The sequence below is a fragment of the Sulfitobacter sp. G5_S2_6_S6 genome, from assembly GCF_054968505.1.
This window is the reverse complement of sequence record NZ_JBQKUI010000021.1, coordinates 1-2,940: the sequence shown is the minus strand read 5'-3', so window position 1 is coordinate 2,940 and position 2,940 is coordinate 1. Positions and strand designations below refer to the sequence as shown.

At 51.5% G+C, this 2,940-nt stretch carries 1 rRNA gene; it reads left to right on the top strand.

From position 1 onward, the window contains the following. Positions 1-21: 21 nt before the first annotated feature. Positions 22-2,887, top strand: a 23S ribosomal RNA gene (locus ACTRWK_RS17470). Positions 2,888-2,940 lie beyond the last annotated feature (53 nt).

The window sequence follows — 2,940 nt, the reverse complement described above, 5'->3', positions numbered from 1 at the left end:
AGTCTTTCTTTTTCTGGATCAAATCAAGCGCGAAAAGGGCGTTTGGTGAATGCCTTGGCAGTAAGAGGCGATGAAAGACGTGATACTCTGCGATAAGCCATGGGGAGCTGAGAATAAGCTTTGATCCATGGATTTCTGAATGGGGCAACCCACCTGATTGTTTATTGTTGTCCTACCGCTTTGCTACTTGAGGACGTAAGTTCGCAAGGTGCAGACGGTGGGTTCATCAGTAAGCAGAACCAGGTATTTATAGACTGAATACATAGGTTTATAAAAGCAAACCCGGGGAACTGAAACATCTAAGTACCCGGAGGAAAGGAAATCAATTGATACTCCCCTAGTAGCGGCGAGCGAACGGGGACCAGCCGAGCCATGAGTGTGGTTAGAATGCGTTGGAATGCGCAACCAAAGTGGGTGATAGTCCCGTATAAGAAGCATGATTGGACGTATTAAGTAGGGCGGAACACGTGAAATTCTGTCTGAAGATCGGAGGACCACCTTCGAAGGCTAAGTACTCCTTACTGACCGATAGTGAACCAGTACCGTGAGGGAAAGGTGAAAAGCACCCCGACGAGGGGAGTGAAACAGTACCTGAAACCGAACGCCTACAATCAGTTGGAGGGTCTTTACGGCCTGACAGCGTACCTTTTGTATAATGGGTCATCGACTTGGTCTCACAAGCAAGCTTAAGCCGTTAGGTGTAGGCGTAGCGAAAGCGAGTCTTAATAGGGCGTTGAGTTTGTGGGATCAGACCCGAAACCGAGTGATCTAGGCATGGCCAGGTTGAAGATAAGGTAACACTTATTGGAGGACCGAACCCACATCCGTTGAAAAGGATCGGGATGAGCTGTGCCTAGGGGTGAAAGGCCAATCAAACTCGGAGATAGCTGGTTCTCTGCGAAATCTATTTAGGTAGAGCGTCATCCGAATACCCTCGGGGGTAGAGCACTGGATGGGTAATGGGGCCCCACAGGCTTACTGATCCTAACCAAACTCCGAATACCGAGGAGTACTAGATGGCAGACACACAGCGGATGCTAACGTCCGTTGTGAAGAGGGAAACAACCCTGACCTACAGCTAAGGCCCCTAATTCATGGCTAAGTGGGAAAGCAGGTGAGACGACCAAAACAACCAGGAGGTTGGCTTAGAAGCAGCCATCCTTTAAAGATAGCGTAACAGCTCACTGGTCTAAATAAGTTGTCTTGCGGCGAAGATGTAACGGGGCTCAAGCCATGAGCCGAAGCTTAGGATGCATTAATTGCATGGTAGCAGAGCGTAGTGTGACATAGTTCCATGTCTCCTTAGCCCTTCGGGGTATTGGAGACGCGGAACTTTCTGTGAAGCGGGCCTGTGAGGGATCCCGTGGAGAGATCACTAGTGAGAATGATGACATGAGTAGCGACAAAGAGTGTGAGAGACACTCTCGCCGAAAATCCAAGGGTTCCTGCTTAAAGCTAATCTGAGCAGGGTAAGCCGACCCCTAAGGCGAGGCCGAAAGGCGTAGTCGATGGGAACCAGGTTAATATTCCTGGGCCAGATGGAAGTGACGGATCTCGAGGGTAGTTCATCCTTATCGGATTGAATGGGCTGCTTAGAGGTCCCTGGAAATAGCTCCATCGCTAGATCGTACCCTAAACCGACACAGGTGGATAGGTAGAGAATACCAAGGCGCTTGAGAGAACTATGTTGAAGGAACTCGGCAAAATACCTCCGTAAGTTCGCGAGAAGGAGGCCCGGTTCCTAGGCAACTAGGGGCTGGGGGCACAAACCAGGGGGTGGCGACTGTTTATTAAAAACACAGGGCTCTGCGAAGTCGTAAGACGACGTATAGGGTCTGACGCCTGCCCGGTGCCTGAAGGTTAAAAGGAGGAGTGAGAGCTCTGAATTGAAGCCCAGGTAAACGGCGGCCGTAACTATAACGGTCCTAAGGTAGCGAAATTCCTTGTCGGGTAAGTTCCGACCTGCACGAATGGCGTAACGACTTCCCCGCTGTCTCCAACATAGACTCAGCGAAATTGAATTACCGGTCAAGATGCCGGTTACCCGCGGTTAGACGGAAAGACCCCGTGCACCTTTACTACAACTTCACACTGGCATTAGGCCGAACATGTGCAGGATAGGTGGTGGGCTTTGAAACGTGGACGCCAGTCTGCGTGGAGCCTCCCTTGAGATACCACCCTTGTTCTGCTTGATGTCTAACCGCGGTCCGTTATCCGGATCCGGGACCCTGTGTGGTGGGTAGTTTGACTGGGGCGGTCGCCTCCTAAATCGTAACGGAGGCGCGCGAAGGTTGGCTCAGAGCGGTCGGAAATCGCTCGTTGAGTGCAATGGCAGAAGCCAGCCTGACTGCGAGACTGACAAGTCGAGCAGAGTCGAAAGACGGCCATAGTGATCCGGTGGTCCCAAGTGGGAGGGCCATCGCTCAACGGATAAAAGGTACGCCGGGGATAACAGGCTGATACTGCCCAAGAGTCCATATCGACGGCAGTGTTTGGCACCTCGATGTCGGCTCATCTCATCCTGGGGCTGGAGCAGGTCCCAAGGGTACGGCTGTTCGCCGTTTAAAGAGGTACGTGAGCTGGGTTTAGAACGTCGTGAGACAGTTCGGTCCCTATCTTCCGTGGGTGTAGGATACTTGAGAGGAGTTGCCCCTAGTACGAGAGGACCGGGGTGAACGATCCACTGGTGGACCAGTTGTTATGCCAATAGCAGTGCTGGGTAGCTATGATCGGACAGGATAACCGCTGAAGGCATCTAAGCGGGAAGCCCCCCTCAAAACAAGGTATCCCTGAGAGCCGAGATAGACCATCTCGTCGATAGGCCAGAGATGTAAGCGTAGTAATACGTTCAGTTGACTGGTACTAATTGCTCGATAGGCTTGATTTGATCCAGTAGAAGAAAGACTTCTTACTAGGACAAAAGCATACACATACAATCAG